At 70.1% G+C, this 19,501-nt stretch carries 20 protein-coding genes, 3 tRNA genes and 1 pseudogene; 13 read left to right on the forward strand and 11 right to left on the reverse strand.

Annotated features, from left to right (window positions below):
• The first annotated feature begins 113 nt into the window (after positions 1-113).
• The 4 genes from AB0M20_RS02775 to AB0M20_RS02790 all read left to right on the forward strand — a co-directional run bounded on the left by AB0M20_RS02775 (position 114) and on the right by AB0M20_RS02790 (position 3,278).
• The gene (locus AB0M20_RS02775) at positions 114-608 is read left to right on the forward strand and encodes a DUF305 domain-containing protein (RefSeq protein ID WP_364292630.1); all 495 of its coding nucleotides are present in this window, start codon (positions 114-116) and stop codon (positions 606-608) included.
• A 72-nt stretch (positions 609-680) separates the two neighbouring features.
• Positions 681-1,181: a SigE family RNA polymerase sigma factor gene (locus tag AB0M20_RS02780; protein ID WP_364292633.1), complete on the forward strand. Its 501-nt coding sequence runs from the start codon at positions 681-683 to the stop codon at positions 1,179-1,181.
• On the forward strand, positions 1,165-2,400 hold the full coding sequence (locus AB0M20_RS02785) for a hypothetical protein (RefSeq protein WP_364292636.1): 1,236 nt from the start codon (positions 1,165-1,167) through the stop codon (positions 2,398-2,400). Before AB0M20_RS02780 ends, AB0M20_RS02785 begins: the two co-directional genes overlap by 17 nt.
• A gap of 89 nt (positions 2,401-2,489) precedes the next feature.
• Positions 2,490-3,278: a DUF1206 domain-containing protein gene (locus AB0M20_RS02790; protein ID WP_364292639.1), complete on the forward strand. Its 789-nt coding sequence runs from the start codon at positions 2,490-2,492 to the stop codon at positions 3,276-3,278.
• Positions 3,279-3,288: 10 nt separating this feature from the next.
• Here AB0M20_RS02790 and AB0M20_RS02795 read toward each other — a convergent pair whose 3' ends face one another.
• The 4 genes from AB0M20_RS02795 to AB0M20_RS02810 form a co-directional block, all read right to left on the reverse strand.
• Positions 3,289-5,454: a hypothetical protein gene (locus AB0M20_RS02795; RefSeq protein WP_364292642.1), complete on the reverse strand. Its 2,166-nt coding sequence runs from the start codon at positions 5,452-5,454 to the stop codon at positions 3,289-3,291.
• A 1-nt stretch (position 5,455) separates the two neighbouring features.
• Positions 5,456-5,529 (reverse strand) — tRNA-Pro (locus tag AB0M20_RS02800).
• Positions 5,530-5,571: 42 nt separating this feature from the next.
• The gene (locus AB0M20_RS02805) at positions 5,572-7,047 is read right to left on the reverse strand and encodes an ADP-ribosylglycohydrolase family protein (RefSeq protein ID WP_364292645.1); all 1,476 of its coding nucleotides are present in this window, start codon (positions 7,045-7,047) and stop codon (positions 5,572-5,574) included.
• Positions 7,048-7,108: 61 nt separating this feature from the next.
• Entirely contained in the window at positions 7,109-7,984 is an 876-nt protein-coding gene (locus AB0M20_RS02810; protein WP_364292648.1) for an MBL fold metallo-hydrolase, read from the reverse strand.
• Between the two features lie 82 nt (positions 7,985-8,066).
• Between AB0M20_RS02810 and AB0M20_RS02815 the strand changes: the two genes are divergently transcribed.
• Entirely contained in the window at positions 8,067-8,942 is an 876-nt protein-coding gene (locus tag AB0M20_RS02815) for a LysR substrate-binding domain-containing protein (RefSeq protein ID WP_364292651.1), read from the forward strand.
• Here the strand turns inward: AB0M20_RS02815 and AB0M20_RS02820 are convergent.
• Both AB0M20_RS02820 and AB0M20_RS02825 read right to left on the reverse strand, forming a co-directional pair.
• Positions 8,931-9,218, reverse strand: a complete 288-nt coding sequence (locus tag AB0M20_RS02820; RefSeq protein ID WP_364292654.1) for an antibiotic biosynthesis monooxygenase family protein — start codon at positions 9,216-9,218, stop codon at positions 8,931-8,933. The genes AB0M20_RS02815 and AB0M20_RS02820 overlap by 12 nt on opposite strands.
• 17 nt (positions 9,219-9,235) lie before the next feature.
• Positions 9,236-9,367: a hypothetical protein gene (locus tag AB0M20_RS02825; RefSeq protein ID WP_364292657.1), complete on the reverse strand. Its 132-nt coding sequence runs from the start codon at positions 9,365-9,367 to the stop codon at positions 9,236-9,238.
• A 173-nt stretch (positions 9,368-9,540) separates the two neighbouring features.
• Here AB0M20_RS02825 and AB0M20_RS02830 point away from each other — a divergent pair, with 173 nt between their 5' ends.
• From AB0M20_RS02830 to AB0M20_RS02845, 4 genes are all read left to right on the forward strand, one after another.
• On the forward strand, positions 9,541-10,458 hold the full coding sequence (locus AB0M20_RS02830) for an aminoglycoside phosphotransferase family protein (protein ID WP_364292660.1): 918 nt from the start codon (positions 9,541-9,543) through the stop codon (positions 10,456-10,458).
• A 55-nt stretch (positions 10,459-10,513) separates the two neighbouring features.
• Positions 10,514-11,047: an NUDIX hydrolase gene (locus tag AB0M20_RS02835; protein WP_364292663.1), complete on the forward strand. Its 534-nt coding sequence runs from the start codon at positions 10,514-10,516 to the stop codon at positions 11,045-11,047.
• Between the two features lie 182 nt (positions 11,048-11,229).
• Complete coding sequence (locus tag AB0M20_RS02840) at positions 11,230-11,463, forward strand: hypothetical protein (RefSeq protein ID WP_364292666.1); 234 nt, start codon at positions 11,230-11,232, stop codon at positions 11,461-11,463.
• Positions 11,464-11,965: 502 nt separating this feature from the next.
• On the forward strand, positions 11,966-12,856 hold the full coding sequence (locus tag AB0M20_RS02845) for an aminoglycoside phosphotransferase family protein (protein WP_364292669.1): 891 nt from the start codon (positions 11,966-11,968) through the stop codon (positions 12,854-12,856).
• Between the two features lie 191 nt (positions 12,857-13,047).
• Here AB0M20_RS02845 and AB0M20_RS02850 read toward each other — a convergent pair whose 3' ends face one another.
• The gene (locus tag AB0M20_RS02850) at positions 13,048-13,524 is read right to left on the reverse strand and encodes a GNAT family N-acetyltransferase (RefSeq protein ID WP_364292672.1); all 477 of its coding nucleotides are present in this window, start codon (positions 13,522-13,524) and stop codon (positions 13,048-13,050) included.
• A 222-nt stretch (positions 13,525-13,746) separates the two neighbouring features.
• Positions 13,747-13,819: transfer RNA gene (locus AB0M20_RS02855), tRNA-Lys, on the reverse strand.
• A 194-nt stretch (positions 13,820-14,013) separates the two neighbouring features.
• On the opposite strand from AB0M20_RS02855, the gene AB0M20_RS02860 reads away from it, so the two are divergent.
• From AB0M20_RS02860 to AB0M20_RS02870, 3 genes are all read left to right on the forward strand, one after another.
• On the forward strand, positions 14,014-15,249 hold the full coding sequence (locus tag AB0M20_RS02860; RefSeq protein WP_364292675.1) for an Ig-like domain-containing protein: 1,236 nt from the start codon (positions 14,014-14,016) through the stop codon (positions 15,247-15,249).
• Between the two features lie 104 nt (positions 15,250-15,353).
• Entirely contained in the window at positions 15,354-16,574 is a 1,221-nt protein-coding gene (locus tag AB0M20_RS02865; protein WP_364292678.1) for an Ig-like domain-containing protein, read from the forward strand.
• Between the two features lie 47 nt (positions 16,575-16,621).
• Positions 16,622-17,029 (forward strand): hypothetical protein, encoded by a 408-nt coding sequence (locus AB0M20_RS02870; RefSeq protein WP_364292681.1) that lies wholly within the window; start codon positions 16,622-16,624, stop codon positions 17,027-17,029.
• Positions 17,030-17,115: 86 nt separating this feature from the next.
• Here the strand turns inward: AB0M20_RS02870 and AB0M20_RS02875 are convergent.
• The 3 genes from AB0M20_RS02875 to AB0M20_RS02885 all read right to left on the reverse strand — a co-directional run bounded on the left by AB0M20_RS02875 (position 17,116) and on the right by AB0M20_RS02885 (position 19,105).
• A tRNA-His gene (locus AB0M20_RS02875) sits at positions 17,116-17,188 on the reverse strand.
• Positions 17,189-17,282: 94 nt separating this feature from the next.
• Positions 17,283-17,873: an oligoribonuclease gene (orn, locus tag AB0M20_RS02880; RefSeq protein WP_364292684.1), complete on the reverse strand. Its 591-nt coding sequence runs from the start codon at positions 17,871-17,873 to the stop codon at positions 17,283-17,285.
• A 356-nt stretch (positions 17,874-18,229) separates the two neighbouring features.
• Positions 18,230-19,105, reverse strand: a complete 876-nt coding sequence (locus AB0M20_RS02885; protein WP_364292687.1) for a hypothetical protein — start codon at positions 19,103-19,105, stop codon at positions 18,230-18,232.
• 10 nt (positions 19,106-19,115) lie between these two features.
• On the opposite strand from AB0M20_RS02885, the pseudogene AB0M20_RS02890 reads away from it, so the two are divergent.
• Positions 19,116-19,501: pseudogene (locus AB0M20_RS02890) on the forward strand (hypothetical protein); the annotation flags it as partial.

Below are 19,501 nucleotides of genomic sequence, written 5' to 3' on the forward strand. Positions count from 1 at the left end.
ACCCCCCCCACCCACCTGTGTTGTGGGGTCACGGTCTGCCAGCGGTGCCCCCCCCCCCCCCCCCCGGCGGGCGGGGGGGCCCCCCCCCCCCCCCCGCGCCCGCGGTCGTGGTCGTGCACCGCGACGGTTCGCCGGCCGAGGCCCGCCCCACCGCCACGGTTGCCGCTCCCAGTGGCGCCGACGTGGAGTTCGCGCAGCAAATGGTGGCGCACCATGCCCAGGCCGTGCGGATGAGCCGGGCGCTGATCGCCAAGCCCGGGGCGCCCGAGCGGATCGCGGCGATCGCCGAGTTCATCGCGCACGACCAGCAGCGCGAGGTCGACGAGATGAACGCCTGGCTGGCCGCCTGGGACGAGCCCGCTCATGCCGGGCACGGCTCCGGCCACGGGATGATCTCCGCTGCCCGTGAGGCGGAGCTCGAGAAGGCGCCCACGCGGCGGGCCGGCCCGCTCTTCCTGCGGCTGATGATCGAGCACCACCGCGGCGCGATCGTGATGGCCCGGGCGCTGCTCGACGGCGACGGCCGCAACGTCTACACCCACGGCCTGGCGAAACACGTCGTCAACGAGCAGACCGACGAGAACAAGGCGATGGCCGCGCTGCTCTGAACGAAGTCCTCCACTCCTGCGTGCAACAGTTCGGGCGCCTCGGGCGTGTTGGACCGACCGCAGGAGGTGGAGATGGCCGACGACTTCGAGTCGTTCGTCCGTGCTCGCATGACCGCGCTGGTCCGGTACGGCTTCGTCCTGTCCGGCAACCCGCACGACGCCGCCGACCTGGCCCAGGAGGCCCTGGCCCGGCTGAGCGAACGCTGGTCGCGGGTGCATGCGAAGGGCGACCCCGAGGGGTACGTGCGGACCACGATGGCGCGGCTGCACATCAGCTGGTGGCGGCGCCGCAGGCGGGAGCATCCGGTCCGCGCCCTGCCCGAGCACGGCTACCTCGACGAGGGCATCAGCCAAGCCGACGGGGATCTGGGCCTGTGGCGCGCGGTGGCCGGGCTGCCCCCGCGGCAGCGGGTGGTGCTGGTGCTGCGCTATCACGAGCAGCTCACCGACGAGGAGATCGCGGCCGAGCTGGGCATCTCCCGCGGCACCGTCCGCAGCCAGAGCGCACGGGCGCTCGACAAGTTGCGCGAGTTCGTCGGATCGCAGGAGGTCGACCATGCGTTCAAGCTTTGATGACCGGCTCGTCCGTACCCTGAACGCCGCCGCTCAGGCCGCGCCAGCACCGCAGCCCTCGTTCCCGGACGGTGTGGCCCGGATCCGCCGGCGGCGAAGCCGCGTCCGGGCGGCCGGCGCGGCCGCCGTCACCGCGATCGTCGCGCTGGCCGGGGGTGTGGCGCTCTGGCCGGACGCCGGCCGGCCCGCCACACCGCCCGCGTCGTCGGTGGTCGAGCTCGGGCCGATGCGGGCCGTCGACTTCGCGAACGCCAAGAGCTTCGAGCAGGTCTGGCCGCGAGCGTTGGTCTCGCTGCCCGGGAGGCTGCCGGACGGCCGTACCTACACCGTCGAAGCGGCCCTGGGTAACGACACGTACCTGGGCGTGCCCTCGGACGACAAAGGCCTTTACACGCCGGTGCTGATCAACGGCCGGACGGGAGCGGTCACCTCGGTCGCGCCCGGTGTCAGCGGCGACGTGTTCGGCGGGCTCAGCATCACCCGGAATCTCATCGTGTGGCTGGTGGCCCAGGAGAAGGACGGCCTTCGTACCCGCGACGTGTGGACCAAGCCACGGGACGGCAGCCGCCCGGCCACGAAGCTGGCCACCTTCGAGGACTCCACGATCACGGCCGCCGAGGCGGGCGACACGCTGTATGCCGATGTGCATCCGCTGGCCGGGAACGAGACCAAGAACACGATCTACCGTCTGCGGCCGGGCGCGCCGCCGGAGAAGGTGGCCGGCAGTGAAGGATGGACGCTGGCGAACGGCACCTGGGCGGTGACCTCTCCCGGCCCCCTGACCGTGGAGGATCTCCAGAAGCCTCGCCCGCGGGTGGCGCCCACGTTCTGGAACGTGGCGACCGGCGAGAAGATCACGCCGGTCACCCCGGCCGGTGGCAAGGTGCTGAGCTGCATCCCCAGCGCCTGCGTGGGCGTCGTCGGGGACAGCATCGTCATCTACGGCGCCGACGGCAACAATCCGATCCGCGGCGACGGCGCCGCGGCCAAGGCGCTGGAGGATGCCGACGGCACCTTCACCAACACCGGTCGCTTCGTCCAGCTCCGCTTCGCGATCGCCGGCGTCGACACCAGCGGGTCCTACCTGCTGGATCGGCGCACCGGGACGGTCGGGGAGCAGACGGGCATGACGGCCATGGCCCACGACGTCATCGAGATCGACGACCCGACCACCAAGAAGAGCCGCAAGGCCGTGTTCGATCTGACCCGCATCCCCTGACGTGGGTCGCCGCGTCCTGGGACTGGGCAACCCGCGGTTCGCGGAGTCGTGACGGGTTTGGAGATCAAGCTCACGGGTCATTGCGTGGCATGCCCACGACCGCTTCGAAAGCACGCGCCGCCGGTGACACCTGGCTCGAGCGCCTGACCCGCGCCGGCTTCATCGGCTACGGCGTCGTCCATCTCCTCTTCGCCTATGTGATCGCGCGCATCGCGTTCGGACGTCCCGCCCAGGACGGCGACCAGTCCGGCGCCATGCAGCGGCTCGCCGAGAAGCCGTTCGGCGCCGCGCTCATCGTGGTGATCATCGTGGGGCTGGTGGCGATGGCGCTCTGGCAGATCCTCGAGATCTTCGCCGAGCGCACCGTCGTCGAGCGCGTGGCGTCCGCGGGCCGCGCCGCGTTCTATCTCTACCTGAGCTGGAACGGCGTCAAGGTGCTGAAGGGCAAGAGCGCGTCGAGCGCGGACACCCAGCAGAACACGGCCGAGGGCCTGCTCGGTTCGGGCTTGGGCCGGGTGAGCGTGATCGGAGCGGGGCTCGTGGTGGCGGCCATCGGCGTGGGCCTGGCGATCGTGGGCATCACCCGGCGGTTCGAGAAGCACCTCCGGACGAGCCAGATGAACGCGGCGACGCGCCGGCTGGTCACCCGGCTGGGCGTGGTGGGTTACACGGCCAAAGGCTTGGCGTACGGCATCGCCGGCGTCCTGTTCATCATCGCGGCGCTGCAGTACGACCCGGAGAAGGCCCGGGGCCTGGACGCCGCGCTGACCGCCTTGTCCGGCCAGTCCTACGGGATGTGGCTGCTCCTGATCACGGCGATCGGCTTCGCGGCCTACGGCCTGTTCGCGATGGCGGAGGCCCGCTACCGCAAGGTCTGACGCTCGGCCTCTACGATGTGCCGCCGGTTCGGGTCGGTGACTGCAGCATCCAATGCTCGACGGTCGTCCAGCCGAGCAGGCGGCGGCCGCCGGCCGGGGTCCGGTCGCCGTCGAAGCGGCCGCCCGCCGCGACGTGGCCCAAGCCCACCAATGCCGGGCGGATCCGGTCGCGGACCGGGGCCGGCGCGGCGGCGAGCTCGGTGTGGAAGTCGTCGATCAGCCGGCGCGGACCCACGGCGTCCTCAATGGACAGATAGAAAGTCAGGTGCCGCCACGCGTACGCGACGTCCTTGATCGTCGACAGCGGGCGCGGATTGCCCTCGATGCGGCCCGCCAGCCGCAGCGCCAGCGCGAAGGTGCGGCGCGCCGGCGCGGCCCAGCCGCCGGCCGGGGTCACGCCCACCGCATGGACCAGGGTCGCCAGGTTGTGGGTGGTCAGGATCTGCGCCTGCTCGATCACCATGCCGTTGGCCGCGACCGACCACCGGCCGTCGGAGGCGTTCGCACGGACCTTGCACAGCGCGTCGAAGGCCGCGATGCCCGCGCCGTAGTCGATGTCGTAGTAGCGGGCGTACAGGCTGTCGGCCAGCAGCTCGCCCGCCAGGTCTGCGGCACGCGCGAACTTCGGTGAGAAGCGGCCCTCGAAGATGTCCGCCGCCAGCTCCTCCACCCACGGCAGGTCCTCGCCGGCCTCGCGGGACAGCGCGCCGAGCTCCCGCACCAGCGGACTGGGCAGCAGCGTGCCCGGGAAGCCGTCCAGCGCCAGCTCGCCGAGCCGCCGCAGCGTCGCGTACGCCTCACGGCGGGTGTCATCGCCCACCTCGCGGTAGGGACGCAGCGCCCGCACCCACGGCAGCTCCGTCAGCCGCACCTGGTGCTGCAGGCCGGTGAGCAGCAGCGAACGACGGTTGCGGAAGGCGCGATAGGTGGCGGCCATCAGCATTCGCAGGGCGGGATCCGGGTACGCGGCCGCGCCCGTCTCCGCCGCGATCTGCGGCACCAGCTCGGCGAGGACCTCGGCGGAGGGCACCACCCCGGCCTCGAGCAGCTCCGGCACGGCACCGGCCATGGCCCGCCGCACGACCCGCTCGATCGGCGCGGGGATCGGCGTCCCGGCCGGCACCTCGTACACGCCGGCTTCGTCCTCGCGCACCGGCACGCACACGGCCCGCACGTCGCGAATGCCCGCCTCCTGATCCAGCGCCGCCAGGCGCCCCACCACGACCCGGGCCAGCACGTGGTGCGCCGGCACGGCCGCCTCCCGCGCCTGCACCAGGCGCAGCGCCGCGTGCTCGGCGGATCCCGGACGACCGCGCCGCGCGACCCTCGACTCGGCCACGTGCCGCACCATCCCGCGCAGCCGCGGCGTCAGGTCGCGGCCGGCCGCGGCCTCCCGGGTCGCGGCGAGCAGAATCGCCAGGTTCTCCTTCGGACGGCGGTGCTTGCCGCAGCGGGTGTGCGTGGCGGCGAGCGCCGAGTAGCGGTCCAGCATCGCCGTGGCCCGCTCACGCGTGGGGTCGTCACCGAGCCACAGGGTGAGCACCTCGTCGGCGAACGGGTTCCACACCGTCAGCGCCTCACGCATCGTCTCCACGCGGTCGTTCTCGCGCCGATCCGCCAGCACGGCGCCGACCTCGCCGGCGCTGGCCCGCCACACCACCGACGGATCCTGCCGGGACGCCGGATCCGGCATCGGCGTGAAGCACAGCTCGCCGGCGTGCGAGCCGATCTCGTCCAGCAGGCTCAGCGCGCGGTCGCGGTCACCGGCGCGCAGCAGCCACGCCACGGCGAGCAGAGCCGCCTGCTCCGGGAGCTCCAGCCGGTAGTCGCCGCTGTCCAGCAGCGCGCGGAGTTCGGCCTGCCCGGCGTTGGTCAAATAGTGCGCGAAGACCGCACCGCGGGACCCGGCGACGGCCGCCTCGTGGGGGCGCAGCGGACCACCGGCGGCAGCCGTACCCGTGGCGAAACCGCCCCGCACCACCTGCGGCGTCACCCATGCGGGCCGGCCCGCCATCGGCGTACGCGAACCGATCGTCACCGTGCCGGACTTCATCCCCTGCAGCACCTGCAACCAGCGCTGGACCCGCCCCTCGGCGCGCGTCCGCGTCGCCGCGTCCTCATGGGTCAGCGCGGTCACGAACGCCGACGCCAGCTGCGCCTGCGAATATCCCTCCATGCCGGCGTGGCGGGCCCTGCCCCCGCGCCCTCCGGGTCCCGAGCCCGGTGCTCTGCCTGACTGAGCTACACGCCGATGCGCAGACCATAGGACATCCGGGCAAGGGCGGGCGCGCCATTAACCCAGCCGCTGGACCACCTGGCTCAGCTCGTCGTTGACCCCGTAGCCGTGCTCGGCCAGCAACTTTCGCATCTCGGCCAGCGCCGAAGTTCCGTCGCGGCCGGTGCGGACCGTGGCGTACCGGGCGCCCACCGCCGGCGTGCGGCTCTGCCCGGCCGCGCAGTGCAACAGCACCTTGTGGCCCTCGTCGCGCATCGCCGCGACCATCCGCGCCGCCTGATCCAGGGCGAAGGCCGTGTTCGCGTTGGCGCCCGGCTGATCGACGAGCCAGACCTGCACCTGGTTCTCCGGCGGCACCCGATCGAACTGCCGGCGGCCCACCCGGCACAGCGACACCACCGCGTCGACGCCGCTGTCGATGGCGTCGGTGAGCAGGTTGCCCAGCACCACGCCGTCGTCGTCCGGATGCGCCGCCATCAGCGGGCGATCGATCGGCGACTCCATCCGGTCACAGCCGGGCCAGCCCACGTGGTCGGCCCGGCCGCCGCCGGTGGTGAGCAGGGCCAGGCGGATCAGATCGGCCGACCGGTGGTCACCCCAGCCGTGCACGATCCGCTGCCATGCCAGCGGAATCCCGGAGACGCCCCACCGCGCGCCGAGCAGGGCGCCGGCGATCGCCGCGACGGTGTCGGTATCGTTGCCGGCGCCGACCGCCGCGTACAGCGAGTCCCGCAGGTGATCGCACGCGAAGACGCCGTTCGCGAGGTCCTCGGCGGGCACCGGCGTGCGGGTGATCGACGACCACGCGGCCTGCAGGGCAGTCACGACGAATCCGTTGTTCGGGAAGTGCTGCGGCGGCTGCGCCTCGGCGTCGTCGAGCCAGCCGGCCCACTGGTCGCGCCGCTGTGGTGGCAGCAGCGCCAGCCCGTCGCGTACCCCGTCGAATGTGCCGTCGAGGACGGCCCGCCGCATGCCCTCGCACCAGAGCACGCACCCATCGCCCGCGAGGGGGTCATGGTGGGTGAGTTCGCTGACGGCCCGTGCGGCCTCGGCCAGGGCGTGCGGATCGTCGAGGTACGCGAGAACGACCGGCCCGGTGCGCATCAGCGACCCGTTGCCGGCCGTACGCCCGGTCTGCCGGTGCAACCTCTCGGCGGCCTCGCGCATCGCCGCGCCGAGCCCGTCCCCGTCGTGCCCGCGCACGAGCGCCATCACCTGCTGCGTCTGGATCCCGATGTCGGTGGCGCCCTCGGCGGCCCACCGCACGAAGTTGGCGGCGATCCGGTCGAGCGCGGCGGCCTCGCGCAGGTCGGCCCCGGTCGCGGCGACCTCGGCGATGCACACGGCCATCTGGGTGTCGTCGCTGTACTCGCCGGGCGCGTAGTCACCGAGCCCGCCGCCCAGCATCCGCGGCGGCGGCTCGAGCGTGCGACTGCCGAACTCGTAGGGCACCCCGAGCGCATCCCCGCACGCGGCGCCGAGCAGCACTCCGGCCGCCCGGTCCCCTTGCATCGCATTCAGCCGCACGCGCATCAACCGCCTCCGCTCCGCCGTGGTCGCCTCCATCTTGTCGTGTCCTCGCCGCCACCGGCCGCTAATGCTCCGCGCAGAAGCAGCCGACGCCCTTCTCGATCCAGTCCTGCCCGGTCCACTCCGGATGCCGTTCGATCATCAGCGCCCGGACCTCCGCGACGATCGTCTCCTCGCTCACCGCGGAATCCCGCCGCCTCCACGTCTCGTCGCGCAGCTCCGTCAGGTAGTCGCGGACGTCCGCCAGCAGCCGCGGCCCGGAGATGTCCCCGTGCCCCGGCACCACGATCTCCGGGCGGGTGTCGACCAGCCGCCGCATCACCTCGATCCACCGCAGCCCCGACACGTCGACGTCATAGGGCGGGAACCACGGGAAGATTGCGAACTGCCCGGCCTCGACCAGGTCACCGGTGAACAGCAGCCCCGCGTCGGGCACGGTCACCACCTGGTCGCCCTTGGTGTGGCCGCGGCCGGTCGCCCGCATCCGCACGACCCGGCCGCCGAGGTCCAGCTCGTACCCGTCGTCGTAGACCTCGTCCGGCGCAACCAGCTCGACCCCCTCCAGCTGCCGAGCGATCGGCGCCCCCAGCCCGCGGAACATCTCCAGGTAAGCCGGCCCCCGATCGGCCAGATCCGCGGCCTGCGCCCGGTTGACCAGGTACGTCGCCGCGCCCGAGAAGGTCCGCGCCCCGAAGGTGTGCTCTGGGTGGAAGTGCGTGGTGGTGAGGTAGAGGCGGCGGCCCCGGGCGAAGTCGGCGGCGAAGGCGAGCACCTTCTCGGCGTTGCGCGGGCCCATGCCGGTCTCGACGACAAGCACGGCCTCACGGCCGCCGACAAGACCGATGTTGGGTACGAGTTCGACGCCGCGATTGGGGATCACGACCAGGTCCTGAGCGAGTTCAACGGCGTGGCTGACCTCGACGAGCGGCTCGGTGAACATGGTCCGACTGTCGTGCTCGCGGATGCCCGGCGTCCAAGTCCGGCTCGGCAGGACCGATGCCCGATGGGTATCGTCGCTGGTGATGGAGCTTCGGTTGCTGCGTTACTTCGTGGCCGTCGCCGAGGAACGGCACTTCGGGCGGGCCGCGGCGCGGCTGCACATGACGCAGCCGCCGCTCAGCCGCGCGATCAAGCAACTGGAGGCCGACCTCGGCGTCGTGCTGCTGCACCGCTCGGCCGCCGGCGTCGAACTGACCACGGCCGGCGACGTGCTGTACCGCGAAGCCGGCACCCTGCTGGAGCAGGCCGGCCAGGCCAGGGCGCGGGTGACCGCAGCGGCGGGCCCGGCCACCCTCACCGTGGGCACGATGGGGCACAGCGCCGACGAGGCCGGCATCCGCCTGGCGGCGACCTTCCGCCGCCACCATCCTGCGGTGACGATCCGTTTCCGCGAGACCGACTTCACCGACCCGACGACCGGCCTGCGGAGCGGCCTGGCCGACGTGGCCTTGACCCGGTCGCCGTTCGACACGGCGGGGATCAGCGTGCGTACCCTGCGATCGGACCGGGTCGGGGCCGTCCTGCGTACGAACGATCCGCTGGCCGGCCGCACGGCCGTGAGCCTGGCCGACCTGGCGGACCGCCCGTGGTTCCAGCTGCCGGAGGGCACGGACCCGGTGTGGCGCGCCTACTGGAACGGGGCGACGCCGGCCGGGACGCGCCCAGCGGGCGCGGTGGTGCGCACGGTCAACGAGTGCATGCAGGCGGTCCTGTGGAACGGCGTGGTCGGCATAGCGCCGCTGACCGAGACGCTGCCGGAGGGGCTGACATGGGTGCCGCTGACCGACATGCCGGCCAGCGAGGTGGTGGTCGCGTGGATGACCGACCGGGAGAGCCGGCTGATCCGCTCGTTCGCCGACATAGCCGCCGCCACCTACGGCGTCGAATCAGCTCAGTGAGCGCACGTCCGCGACGTCGTACTCGGCCACCGAGGCGGCGAGCATCGCTTCGCCCTGCTCGTCGCTGGGCCCGCTGCCGCGGAAGGCTTCGACGGCGGCTTGCGACTCCCAGCGCTCGAAGATGACGATGCGGCCGGGATCGACGATGTCGGCGGCGATGGAGAAGTCGAGACACCCGGGCGCGTCGCGGGCCTGCTCGACCACGGGGACGCAGTTGGCGAGATAGGCCTCGCGCCGGCCTGGATCCACAACAATGTGCCCCGCAACGATGACCATGATCGGACTTTACCCACCTATCCGCCCCCAGGTTGATAGGTCCAGCTGATGAAGCGGTCGAACAGCTCAGAGGCGGCACGCGGCGGCAGTTCCCGGACGGCATCTTCGAGATTGATCCACATGAAGATGGCAAGCGAAACGCGATCCATCTCAGCGATCATCGCCGCCCGCGCGGGAGAGCAGGGCCACGGACACCCACACACCCGGCAGTTCCACGATGGCCGCTCGACGGAGTGGCTCGGTTGCAAACGGCGGCGTTGAAGCACTCGAGCGACGCCGCCGCGCTGGACCTCGCACACCGCGTTGCTACCCTCCGGAAAAGATGACCGAACGGACGCCCCTACCCGGTGGACGCATCACGCGTGAACGCCTCCGCACTGTGCTGGCCGGCGTCCAGTCGGCGATCGGGATCGACGTCTCCGACGCGGAGCTGATCAAATTCACCAACAACGCCGTGTTCCGGCTCCCTGCGGCAGGGGTCGTCATACGCGTGGCGGCGTCGTCGACGATGGCCGACCGGGTAGACAAAGTCATCAACGTGGCTCGCTGGTTGGAACGAGGCGACGTACCGGCCGTACGCCTGCTCGATATCGATCAGCCGTTGGTGGCCGACGGGCTCAAGGTGACGCTGTGGCACGAGATCGCCGGAGGCGGGCGCAAGCCGACAGGTGCCGATCTCGCCGGCATCCTGCGTGAGTGGCACCGTCTCAGCCCACCAACGGCTGGGCTGCCGGCGTGGGCTCCCCTGGCCGAGATTCGCAGCCGGCTCACGGAACCGGACGGTGTCACCGCTGCCGACGTGGCGTACCTACGCGGCGAGTGTGACCGGATCGAGCACCAGCTGCCAGGCCTGCCTTACGAGCTGCCGCCGGGCCCGATCCACGGCGACGCGTTCATGGGCAATGTGATCGATGGCTTCACGGGGCCGGCGATCTGCGACTTCGACTCAAGCTGCACGGGACCGCGAGAATGGGACCTGGTGCCACTCGCGGTCGGCAAGCTGCGCTTCGACTATCCGGGGGACGACCACGGCCTGCTGGCCGGCCGGTATGGCTTCGACGTGATCGGGTGGGAGGGTTTTCCGATCCTGCGCCGCCTTCGTGAGTTGAAGCTCGTGACCAGCCTCGTGCCGGTCCTGGGCAGCCGAGAAGTGCTGAGGCCACAGTGGCAGCGACGGCTGGATACCTACCGCGACGGCAACGAGGACGCACGCTGGTCGACCTATGTCCGGGCCGCCTGATGACGATCTCGCGGTCAACGCTCTCCGACGCAACCATAGAGGTGATCAGCGGACCATGCGATGGAACAACCTTGCCGAGCACACCGTCTACGAGAATCAGTGGCTGACGGTCAACCTCGCCGACGTTGAGCTGCCCGACGGCCGGCACCTCGCCCACTTTCTGATCCGGCAACGACCTGTGGCGCTCTGCGCTGTCGTGAACAGCGAGAACGAGGTTCTCCTCCTCTGGCGGCACCGCTTCATCACCGACACGTGGGGCTGGGAACTACCCGCCGGCGTGGTCGAAGATGACGAAACCATCGAGCAGGCAGCCGCACGGGAAACGATCGAGGAGACAGGCTGGCGGCCCGGTGCCTTGGAACACTTGGTCACCGTCGAGCCGACCAACGGGCTGTCCGACGTGCAACACCACATCTTCTGGGCTCGGGGTGCCGAGTACGTCGGTGAGCCGGCGGACGACTTCGAGTCCACCAAGCGCGAGTGGATTCCCCTCGCGCAGGTTCCTCACCTGGTGTCGACGGGCGGCATTCGCGCCGCGAACGCGGCCGCGGCTCTGCTCCTGCTCCACGACCGGCTCACACGACACTGAGGCGGGGGTGCCATGCCACGTGCCGCCGGCTCTGAGCACCGGGGAGGAAGCCTGGATGCGCGCTGTCAGTTGAGCTCCCAAGCAGCAGGCTGCCCGGCCGGATCGGTCACCCAGTGTCGCGGACCTCGCGGCCCTTGAGGTTGCGGACTTTGAGTGTGGCGGGCCTCACGTACCGTGAGGGCATGACACTCTTGATCTTCATGATAGGAGCTGCCGCAGCGATGGCCGCGATCGTCGGATACGTCGCCTGGCGCGACCGGCGCGGCCAGGGATCGTTCGTTGATCCGTCGATCAGCCGTAGTGCACTCGTGCAGGCGCAATGGCAGGCCGTTCTACCCCGCATGGCCCCGGACGCGCTCGTCGTCAAGCTCGTCGACCCTCGGTCGGGTTCCCAGTCGCGGGCCAACCGCAGATAGACACCGCGTCGCCGAGCGCCTCAGCGTATGGGGCATCCACGAGGTGCACGCCAAAGCATGATGTCCCGTCCGAAGCCCCGGTCGTTCCCGCTGAGGAATGCCGGGGCTTCGGCGCGTACATCGGTGCGTCTCCGGCCGCCACAGGCCTGGTGCGTGACCGGCGGATCAGCAGCCGCGGCTCCATCTCGGTGGCCCGGCAGCTGATCCAGGCCGATATCGGCCATGCCGGCCGCACGTCACGGTCGAGCAGGCCGACACCAGCTTCGAGGTCCCCCGCACGACCACCAAGACGATCGCCCGATTCAACGCCCGCAAACCCGAGCCCTCGCGTGCCGCCGGGTCTCGACTGAATTCAGATCGACAGCCCGCGTCATGACCGGCACAGTCGGACCTACCTGGTGCAACACGCCGAAAGCAACGCGCCGGATCTAACCCCGGAATCACCGCGGACACTGGCTCGATCGGTAAACATCCGCGCGCGACAGCTATAGGGAGCCGCGTGATGCTCGACATCCCCGACGAGGTCCGGAACAAGGTCATCGCCGACAGGAATGCTGCGTGGCTCGACGAGCTGCCCTCGGTTGTGGCGTCTTTGGCGCAGAAGTGGTCACTGACCCTCGGCGCCACGCTGCGCGGCGGCCATGCGGCGCTCGTCGTCGAGGCGACACTCGCCGACGGGACGGCGGCTGTCCTCAAGGTCGGCGTTCCGGGAACTCTGCGCGATCTCACCTTCGAGGCCACCGCGCTTCGCCTCGCCGACGGCGATGGCTGCGCGAGCCTGCTGCGCGACGACCTCGACCGCAGTGCGCTCCTGCTCGAACGGCTCGGGGCTGCCATGTACGACGTCGTGGCTGATCCCGCGACGCGGCACGACATGATGTGCGACGTCGCCGCCCGGCTCTGGCGGCCGGTCAGCCCTGATGTCGACCTGCCGACGGGCGCTGACAAGGCACGCGAGTATGCCGACCTGCTGCCGCGGCTCTGGGAGGAGACGGGTCGGGCGTGCTCGGAAGCGACCGTCGAGGACGCTCTCGCATGCATGCAGCGTCGCCGCCGTGCCCACGATGACCGACATGCCGTGCTCGTACACGGCGATGTCCACGAGTTCAACGTGCTCCGGGCGGCGGACGGCGGGTTCAAGCTCATCGATCCTGTCGGCCTGCGCGCTGAGCCGGCGTGCGACCTCGGCACCATCATCCGATGCAACCCCGACGCCGGCGACGACCTGCACGCCAGGGCGAGGCGGCTGGCCGCCCACACTGGTGTGGACGCCACGGCGATCTGGGAGTGGGGAACGATCCACCGAGTCATCGGCGGCCTTTACAGCCGGCAGATCGGGTTCCAGCCGTTCGGTGACCTGTTGCTCGCCGAGGCGGATCGACTGACCGGATGAATGGCCGGAGCTCGATGAGTCGGCCGCGCGACGTGCCGGTCTCGTCTCATGTCTTACGCTCCGAATTTCGACCGCCTGCTGGCCACCACCTACCGCCGGATCTGGGCGCGTCGGCGACGGCTGAACCCAACCGTCGCCTGTGTCGCAGGTGGTCAACGGATGAGGCTCCGCGACGAGTCACGGGGACGTCTTCACGTCGGCTTGTTCGCCGCGGGCCTCGAGTAGTTGTAAACGATGTAGCCACTATAGCTGGCTACCTTGTCGTACAACGGGCGGGCTTCGGCGTCCACCTCGGTGTTCCAGTAGAGCCTTGGAGCACCGTGCTCCTCGGCATCCCGGGCCACCCAGTGGATCATCGCGGTAGCAAGACCTCGACGACGCACTGAGGGATCGACGAACAGGTCCGCCATGTAGCACCTGGCCACCGCCGACCAGAAGCTCGCATGGAACAGGTAATGCGCGATGCCGACCATCTTGCCGTCCAATCGCGCGCGTATGCCGCGAATTTCACTACCGTCGAGCACGCGTTGCCACGTCAGTTCATAGCCCTCGTCGTCGATCTCCCAGGCCGGTCGGCCCGGCCGACCCGCGAAGTGCCCATGGAAGCGTCGTGCCAACTCTTCCCACTCGTCACGGTCGTCTTCGGACAAGAGGGCGATGTCCAACACGTGCCCAAACTATCCGCACACCTACGGCTCCTCAGCCACTCGCAGATCGATGCCACTAGGAACACCTACGGTCACGTGATCCCGGCCGGCAGGAAGCGGCCGGGCACATGGATGCCGCCTGCGTGACAAGCTGGTGGGGACGACGTCGCGCTGCTGTCGAGCGAGCTGGAAAAGCAGCAGGCCGCCTAGCCAGATCGGCTAAACGGCCTGCTCAACTACCTGTACGCCGCGTAGGACTTGAACCTACAACCCGCGGATTAAGAGTCCGCTGCTCTGCCAATTGAGCTAGCGGCGCCCGTCTTGACAACGTCGAAAACGATAGCACGCCCCTCGGGCCGCCCTCCAACGGGATCCCCCGGCGTGCCGACTTTGAGCTCCGAGGCAACGCCGGGGACGACGCGGCGCGTCAAACCAACCGGCGGGATGACACCTCAGGTTGCGCCGATAAGGCAGGATGTGCGCGCGACAACACGAGAACGGGGATCGAGGATGGTCAGCAGGCGCCTTGCGGCGATCTTGGCGATAGCGGTGCTCACGCCGGTGGCGCTGGCTGCTTGTGGGGATGACGACACCGGCAAGGGACAGGCGTCGGTCAATGGCACACCGGCCGCGTCCGCGCAGCCGTCCGAGGTCTCCCAGCAGGAGGCCGCCGTTCCGGTCGTGATCAAGGTGACGCCTGCCACCGGCAAGAAGGACGTGCCGATCAGCGCCGAGATCGGGGTCGCGGTGAGCGGCGGCAAGGTGAAGGCCGTCGCGTTGCGCGACGCCAAGGGCGCCGCCGTCGCCGGTGAGATGCGCGAGGACGGTTCGGCCTTCGTGCCGGCCAAACCCCTCAAGAACAAGCAGGGGTACGTGGCCACGGTGACCGCCGCCGACTCATCCGGCACGGAGAGCACCGCCACCACCTCCTTCACCACCATGGGCAAGCCGTCCAAGAAGACCGGCACCGGCCTCTACCTCTTCGACGACCACACGTACGGCGTCGCGATGCCGGTGGTGGCCGAGTTCAGTCCTGGGATCAAGAAGAAGGATCGTGCGGCCGTACAGCGGCGCATGTTCGTCAAGACCGACCCGCCGCAGCCCGGCACCTGGTCGTGGACATCGAGTGGCACCCAGGCCTACTACCGGGCGCCGGAGTATTGGAAGACGGGCACGACGCTGACCGTGCGTCTCGGGGTGGGTGGGCTGCCGACGGGCTCCGGTCGCTACGGCAGCCAGGACCGGGCCGCGACCGCCAAGATCGGCCGGTCGTTCGAGATGAAGGTCGACAACAAGACCAAGAAGATGACGGTGGTCCAGGACGGGAAGACCGTCAAGACCATGCTGGTCAGCCTGGGCAAGAAGGGTACGCCTTCGTCGAGCGGTCACATGGTCGTGATGGAGAAGAAGGCGACCACGACCTTCGACACGACGGACACCGACGGGGCTGAGGGCTACGTCACAGATATCGAATTCGCGCAGCGTCTCACCTGGTCTGGGCAGTACATCCACTCGGCGCCGTGGTCGGTCGGGTCGCAAGGCCGGCGAAACGTGTCGCACGGCTGTGTCAACGTCTCCCCATCGAACGCCCGCTGGCTGTTCGACAAGACCCTGATCGGGGATCCGGTCACGGTGAAGGGCACGGGAGACAAGCTTGATTACGGCAACGGTTGGACGCCGTGGGATCTGAGCTGGGACGAGTTCAAGAAGGGCAGCGCCCTGCCGGTGCCCGCCTCGCTCGGCTGAGTCACCCACCCGTCACGGTGAGTGGCGGCACGATTTCGGGATGGTCGATGTGGGCATTCATGACGGAGGATGGGCGCCGGACGAAAGAAGCTGGTGAGGAGACTGTGGTGACGAGTAAAGATCGGCCCTTCCGGGGCCGCTTGCGGTACGCGATGGCCGTGCTGGCTGCCGGTGCCGTGCTTCTCGGCGCCGGGTGCAGCGGCGACAAGTCTCCGTCCTGGCAGGGCGGCGCACAGGGTGACAAGGCGGCGCCCACCTCGCAGGCCCCCAAGCCCAGCAGCGTGGCCGTCACCGAGCCGAAGACCGGCGAGACCGGGGTCGAGGCCCTGGCCCCGGTGAAGTTCACCAGCGACGACCCGTCCAACACGACCGTCGAGGTCAAGGACGCCGACGGCAAGAAGGTGTACTGCAAGGTCGACACGACCGCCGGCACCTGGACACCGGCCAAGGCGCTGACCTGGGGCGAGAAGTACACGGTCACGGTCAACGGCACGGAGACCGACGAGAAGACGGGCACCACCGAGAGCTCGTTCACGGTGATGAAGAAGCCGTCCAAGCTGGTCCGGGTGTCCAGCTTCCTGGGTGACGACCAGGTCGTCGGCGTGGGCATGCCGATGATCGTGCGGTTCGGCCGCTCGGTGCCGGAGAAATACCGCGCCGCAGTCGAGCGGCGCATGGAGGTCAAGTCCACTCCGCAGCAGGAGGGCACCTGGCACTGGGTGAGCCCGACCGAGGTGCACTACCGGCCGAAGGTGTTCTGGAAGGCCGGCACCAGGATCTCGTACACGGTCAACGCGGCCGCGGTGCCGATGGGTGACGGCTGGTACGGGCGCTCGAACCTCTCCGTGAACCTCAAGATCGGCCGGTCGTTCGTGATGACGGTCAACAACAAGACCAAGCACATGACCGTGGTGCAGAACGGCAAGACGATCAAGAGCATTCCGGTCAGCCTGGGCAAGGCGAAGACGCCGTCGTCGAGCGGCACCATGGTCGTGATCGAGAAGAAGCGGCACACCGTCTTCGACACGTTGGAGGAGCTGGGGCCTGAGGAGGGCTACCGCACCGAGATCGACTATGCGCAGCGGATCACGTGGAGCGGGCAGTTCATCCACGCCGCGCCCTGGTCGGAGGGTGTGCAGGGCCGCACCAACGTCTCGCACGGCTGCGTCAACGTGTCGATGGCGATGGGCGCCTGGCTGTTCGGCCGCACGATGATGGGTGACCCGATCACGGTGAAGGGCACCGGCTCGCCGTTGAAGAACGGCAACGGCTGGACCGACTGGAACGTGTCTTACCAGGAGTACAAGAAGGGCAGCGCCCTCTAGTCCTCTTTCCCCGACAAAACGGGCGGCACGGCTCCTAGGCTGGAGCCGTGCCGTTTCGACTTCTGACCGTCGTGATCGCCTGCGCGGCCGGGCTGGCGGGTTGCTCCGCGGACGAGCCCGCCGCTCCCCCGCCCGCGTCTGCCAGGTCGGCGCCGGTGCCCGCCGATCCACCGGCCACCGAGGATGTGCCGGGCACCCTGACCTGCGGCGCGCTGGCCTCGGCCATCAACGACGCGACGCTCATGAACCCCGGCGTGGTGGACGCCATCGTCGCCGCCTCGGCGTCGGCGGACGCGCCGATCGCGGACGCCGCGCGGCGGCTGTCGGACGCGTACAAGTCGGCTGTCTCGTCGGCCGGGACCGACGACGAGCCGGATGCGGTCGCGGCGGTGAGCGCGGCCGGCGCGGAGATGTCTACGGTCTGCGGTGAGAGCGGGCTGGACACCGTCGGCTGACCGCCCGGCCCGCCCCGTCAGCGGGACCGGTCGTACACCCGCCCATGGAAAAGGCCCGGTCGCGGAGACCGAGCCTTTCCGAAAAGGGTGACCGACGGGACTTGAACCCGCGACCCCCGGGACCACAACCCGGTGCTCTACCAGCTGAGCTACGACCACCATCGCGGCGCACGGAACAATCTCCGCGGCGCCCGACAATCATAGCGGCATCGCCAGCCCGCACGTCGACCGGGCTCGGGAGTGCCCACGTGACCTACAACTCGGCAGCGATGGCCTTCGCTTGCTCGACGTCGGGGCCGGGCTGCGGGACGAAGACCGTGCGACGGTAATACTCGAGCTCGCGGATGCTCTCGCGGATGTCGGCCAGAGCGCGGTGGGCGAGGCCCTTGGCCGGCTGGCCGAAATACACCCGCGGGTACCAGCGGCGGCACAGTTCCTTGATCGAAGAGACGTCGATCATGCGGTAGTGCAGGTAGTTGTCCAGCGTCGGCATGTCGCGGGCCAGGAAACCCCGGTCGGTCGCGATCGAGTTGCCGCAGAGGGGCGCGGTGCGCGGGTTGGGGACGAACTGCTTCACGTACGCGAGAACCGCCTCTTCCGCCTCGGCCATGCTCACCACCGAGCGGCGCACCTCCTCGGTGAGACCCGACTTGGCGTGCATCTCGCGGACCACCTCGGGCATCGACTCCAGCGCGGCGTCGTCCGCATGGATGACCAGGTCGACACCGTCGCCGAGCACCTTGAGCTCGGGGTCGGTCACCAGGGCAGCGACCTCGATCAGCTTGTCCTTACCGAGGTCGAGACCGGTCATCTCACAGTCGATCCACACCAGAAGATCCGCCACGGAGGCCAGCCTACGCGTAGGCCGCCGCGCTCGCGGCCACGTCTCACAGACCCACTCGTCCGGGCCGGATGGATGTTTTATGTCCGTTTCCGGTAGGGACTTCCTAGATGGTGTGGTGAGGGTCTAAACTGTACTTAACGGACGAAGCCCCCCTTCGGTTACTCCGTTTCCCCCGGTAAGGGCCCTCCACGTCGGCAGCGTGGAGGGCTCTTTCGGGTCTTAGGGCCCGGAGGCTCCTCACACGTTGGGCCCCTTCACGCTGGTTGGCGTTGAGGCTTACTCGCCTCCCCCACCGGTGGACAAAGACGAGAACCCTCCACGCTGGTCGGCGTGAAGGGCTCTCGGTCCGGCTACGGCTATTCGTCGGACTTGGGCTTGCGCTTGCGCCCGTTGTCCTTACCGGCCAGGAGCTTGGCGGCCTCGGCTCGATAGCTGGCGAAAATCCCGCCGGCCGACTTGGGCTTGGCCGCCTTGGTCATCTTGGCCACCTCGTCCGCCTTGTCAACCTTGGCGGGCTCGCTGGCCTTGGCGGGCTCGCTGGCCTTGGCGGGCTCGCTGGCCTTGGCGGGCTCGTCAACCTTGGCGGGCTCGTCAACCTTGGCGGGCTCGTCAATCTTGGCGTTGCTTGCCGGTCGTTCGATCCTGGCGGTGCTCACCGGCCCCTGTGCCTCCGCCGCGGTTGCGGGCTCCTCAGCCTTGGCGATCTTGGCCGAATCGTCGGGCTTGGCGACGGCGGCCTCTTTCTCCGACTCGGCCGCGCCGGCGGTACTGCCGGCCGGGCTCGCGTCGATCTTTGCCGCCGGGCGGGCCGTCTTGGAGCCGGTCAGTTCGGCGGCTGAGGCCGGCGCCTCCTTCGCAGCGGCCGGGGGCTTGGGGCGGTTGGACGGCGCGCTCTGTCGCGAGCCGGTCGCCGGGTAGTCGCGCCGAAGTGACGAACCCGGCCGAGCCAGGGCGTTGAGGTCGGCGCGCTCAGACGCGGCCTGGAGTTCGGTGGACGAGTCCGTGGCGCCGCCAAGCGGACGCCGCTGCGTGTCAGCCGACGTCGTCCCGGTGACGCGGGTCGAGCGGGTGCCATCGGCCAGGCGAGCCTTGGTCGTGGGCTTGAACTCCGGCAGCGGCTGGCCGGCCGCCGCCGCCTGCTCGCCGATTGCGGCGGGGCGGGCGCTCTCAGCCTGGCCCTGCATCGTGGGGCGAGCAGGTGCTGCCTGCTCCTTGGCGGCATCGCCAGCCACCTCCGCCGATGTGGAACCCGTGGCCGTGGGCGGCTTCGGCGCGGCCGAGCCGGACTTCCCGACCGCGTCGGACTTCGTGGCCGCGCCCGACTCCGTGGCCGGGCTCGTAGCCGGACCGGACTCCTCAGCCGGGGTCGAGGCCAGACCGGACTCCGCAGCTGAGCCCGGCTTGACGGCCGAGCCGGACTTCACGGCCGGGCTCGAGGCCACGCTGGACCCGGCGGCCGTGCCGGAGTTCGCGGCGGGGCTGGGCGTCGGGCCGGACTCCGCGGCCGGGCGGGGCGGCGCCGGGTCGGGGCTGACGGGACGGTTCGGAGTGGTCGGGCGCGACGGCGACGGAACCGTCGGACGTGCCGGAGCGGGCCGGGTCGGCGCCGGCGGTGCCGGTGCGGTGGC

Source organism: Actinoplanes sp. NPDC051633 (assembly GCF_040681735.1).
In the GTDB taxonomy this organism is placed as follows: domain Bacteria; phylum Actinomycetota; class Actinomycetes; order Mycobacteriales; family Micromonosporaceae; genus Actinoplanes.

Bases quoted from the DNA above. Each gene is read 5' to 3' on its own strand.
- AB0M20_RS02845 (WP_364292669.1), top strand. From the start codon at position 11,966: ATGCTCGACATCCCCGACGAGGTCCGGAACAAGGTCATCGCCGACAGG.
- AB0M20_RS02835 (WP_364292663.1), top strand. From the start codon at position 10,514: ATGCGATGGAACAACCTTGCCGAGCACACCGTCTACGAGAATCAGTGG.
- AB0M20_RS02815 (WP_364292651.1), top strand. From the start codon at position 8,067: ATGGAGCTTCGGTTGCTGCGTTACTTCGTGGCCGTCGCCGAGGAACGG.
- AB0M20_RS02805 (WP_364292645.1), bottom strand. From the start codon at position 7,047: ATGCGCGTGCGGCTGAATGCGATGCAAGGGGACCGGGCGGCCGGAGTG.
- AB0M20_RS02820 (WP_364292654.1), bottom strand. From the start codon at position 9,218: ATGGTCATCGTTGCGGGGCACATTGTTGTGGATCCAGGCCGGCGCGAG.
- AB0M20_RS02795 (WP_364292642.1), bottom strand. From the start codon at position 5,454: ATGGAGGGATATTCGCAGGCGCAGCTGGCGTCGGCGTTCGTGACCGCG.
- AB0M20_RS02830 (WP_364292660.1), top strand. From the start codon at position 9,541: ATGACCGAACGGACGCCCCTACCCGGTGGACGCATCACGCGTGAACGC.
- AB0M20_RS02860 (WP_364292675.1), top strand. From the start codon at position 14,014: ATGGTCAGCAGGCGCCTTGCGGCGATCTTGGCGATAGCGGTGCTCACG.
- AB0M20_RS02810 (WP_364292648.1), bottom strand. From the start codon at position 7,984: ATGTTCACCGAGCCGCTCGTCGAGGTCAGCCACGCCGTTGAACTCGCT.
- AB0M20_RS02790 (WP_364292639.1), top strand. From the start codon at position 2,490: ATGCCCACGACCGCTTCGAAAGCACGCGCCGCCGGTGACACCTGGCTC.
- AB0M20_RS02840 (WP_364292666.1), top strand. From the start codon at position 11,230: ATGACACTCTTGATCTTCATGATAGGAGCTGCCGCAGCGATGGCCGCG.
- AB0M20_RS02780 (WP_364292633.1), top strand. From the start codon at position 681: ATGGCCGACGACTTCGAGTCGTTCGTCCGTGCTCGCATGACCGCGCTG.
- AB0M20_RS02825 (WP_364292657.1), bottom strand. From the start codon at position 9,367: ATGGATCGCGTTTCGCTTGCCATCTTCATGTGGATCAATCTCGAAGAT.
- AB0M20_RS02785 (WP_364292636.1), top strand. From the start codon at position 1,165: ATGCGTTCAAGCTTTGATGACCGGCTCGTCCGTACCCTGAACGCCGCC.